Source organism: Gilliamella sp. B2717, assembly GCF_026536675.1.
Classification (GTDB): Bacteria; Pseudomonadota; Gammaproteobacteria; order Enterobacterales; family Orbaceae; genus Gilliamella; species Gilliamella apicola_I.
The window spans coordinates 1-2,870 of record NZ_JAFNNQ010000070.1 but is presented as its reverse complement, the minus strand read 5'-3'; the positions used below and the strand labels follow the sequence as shown (position 1 = coordinate 2,870).

The 2,870-nt window shown below is 40.0% G+C and carries 1 pseudogene; it reads right to left on the bottom strand.

Going from position 1 to position 2,870, the window contains the following annotated elements:
* Positions 1 to 2,369, bottom strand: a pseudogene (locus J3U35_RS06675) (hypothetical protein); the annotation flags it as partial.
* Between the last annotated feature and the right edge of the window lie 501 nt (positions 2,370 to 2,870).

Here is a 2,870-nt window from a genome sequence, read left to right as displayed (position 1 = left end):
CCTAACGTCAGCTGCTGAATGATGTAACCTTTGTCCCGTCCGTCAAAAAACGAGCGTTCCAGTTTCGCCGCCACTAAGGTTTCACGGGTAGAAGCATCACCATAATTATGTGTGTTGCGTTGTTGTAACTCTAACGCCGTTTTATATAAGTCACCGAGTGTTGTGTAATATTGAGCACGCGCGATTTTTTCGACATAATTTGCCTTGTCTTTTTCACGACTGTAACCCAGTAAGATACCTTTTTTATCCGTCTCAAAGTCATAACGTAATTCGCCACCCCACTCTTCTAAATCACTGCTACGGGCTTTAGCAAAGGACGAAAAGCCTTTCTGCTGCATCGAATAGTAACCCGTAAAACTTAATGGGATATTCTCACCGGTCAAATCACTGAATTCGATTTTTTGATTAATCTTCCATGCTGCTCCCCGTGTATCACCCGATAACACCGTCTGATTAAATGACAGACCACCATTGCTCGACACAAAAATATCACTCATCCCGGCCTTACTTTTGGCATATTCAAAATGCGTATGTGTTCCCTGCGTCGGTCTGACAATCACATCCAGTCCTTTTAACTCATACGTTTCACCGCTTGCCTGGTCTTCACTGATATATGTCCCGCCAATACGAATATGGTCGTTTAACCAGTGATAAGCCCGACCACCAAACACTTTTTGACCATCAAAGTCAAAACCGTCTGAATAATATTCATATTCCGCAATAATCCACACCGGGTCGCCCCCAACCAGATTACCGCTTTCGATAATTGAGCTACCTGTGCCCCCGTTTGTCGTCATCGGCAGGGCTTTAGTTAACATCACCCGACCCTGAAACTGGTTCACTTCATAATCAACCCCTTCGGTCAGGGTGCTGGTACTCAGTACCCGACCGGTATTACGGTCACGCACTTCTACCGACAGTTTTAAACTTCCTTCGGTTATACGCTGATGTTTTAAAAAGTATAAACTACCACCGGTCGATGCTAATTCATTGTGACTGCCCCGGGTTTCACCATTCGATAAAAACACTGTCGCTAATGTGCGGGTATCACCATACTGGGTCGACTGCTCACTTTCGTGATATAATTTTGCCCCATATAAACTGCGGTTAAAGTTGGCAAACTCATTGCCAGTAATTTGGGAGTTATAGTTACCCCATAACCCGTAACTTTTGCCCTTCTCTAATTTGATATAAAACTTCCCTTCCGTATCCACATCACTTTCCGTGGTCGAATCATCTCCGTATATCGGGTAGTAAGCTTGCGGGTCGATTTCTCGGATAAAACGAGTCGGGTCTTTTTCACCTAAATGACCAAAGGCATTTTTTAATTTCGTTTCAGTCGTGTCCAGATGTGCCGTTAACCGATAATCGCCTTTATTTGCTTTTAAGTAAAAAGCAACCCGACCATCCCAGCTCCCTTTGCCGCTGTAGTGATGACTGTCGGCATCTTCCAGTATCGAACGCCCTTTTCCACTAACATTGTTTTGTGCATACGTCACATCCACGATACCCACATAAAAAATGTCATCTTTCTTTTCAACCACTAACTTTTCCTGTTGCGATTGTTTCTGACCCGATTCATCCTGCCAGCTTATATCAAACTGATACTCACCCGGCGATAAAATCATCTCTCGCATCGCTCGACCTTGAGCATCCGCCACTAAAGGCTCGCCATTAAGCATCAACCCTTGTTTACCTTTTAAGCCCGTCATTTGAATGACCACTTTACGGTCTTGTGCACTGGTTACTATGCCCTGATGATCTATCCGGCTTTCGCCAAAGCCCGGTATCGTGCTCTCTGATTTTAATTGACCAAATAATAAATGACCTGAGCCCGATTGATTGTCCAGTTTGTTGTAGGAAATAAAATCACTGTTATGGTCCGCTATGCCTTGACCTAATGTCTTAAAAGATGTTGCATAAACACTGTCTTTCAAACCGTCATAACTGGTGGTGGTTAAAATCGCTTTATACTCGCTGTCAATTGATAACGGCTCACCATTATCGGTTTCACCACGCCATAACACCGCTTCATACGGACTGATTTCTTTAAATCGTAAAATCTTTAATGGTTGTCTGTTATCTAAATCCGATTGACGGTAAATGGTGATTTGATATTCTGCGATTTTGGTTGGGTAGTTAGTGTAAATATAAAGTCCCATTGGTGTCGTAAACAATCCTTGCGACGTCAACTTCACTTTTGGATTATAAATACTTAAATTAAGCTTTTCTTCTGCGTTAAACTCATCCCGAATAATATTTAATTTAGGTATATCTAAACTACCTGCATAAACATTATTGGAGCCAAGTAAAAAAGCAAAACTAATACTCAGGCAAAGTGGATGCCGGGTCCAGTTATGTTTTTTCATTTAGTTTATTTCCTTCCTCTTCTTCTAAGATCGATTATATTTTTTATTTCCGTAATTCAACTCAACATCAAAATTTATCCATAAACCTTAAAAAATGATTGATGACCAATCTTAATTAACCTTTGTTGATAAATAATAAATTAGCTAATCAATCAGTTAAAAAAATTACAAAATGAAATACTTTTATTAAAACTTTTTCATAATATTTACACAATACTATATATTGATCACAATAAACGATCAATATATATTATTCTGATCGCTAATTTCTATATTAATTGTTACTTTAATTAGCTGTTTATAGTTATTAAAAGTAAGATTAAGAGGATAGATTAATTAGAAATAAAAAACCCCCGATAGACGGGGGAAAGACCTGAAAGGATAGGGATAGACAGACTTCCTTGTCCGTCTTTGATGGTAATTACTGATTTACCTCGGTAACACCAAAATCAACTTTACTTGGTAATCCCGGCGATACTCTCACCACTTTTGGATTACGTC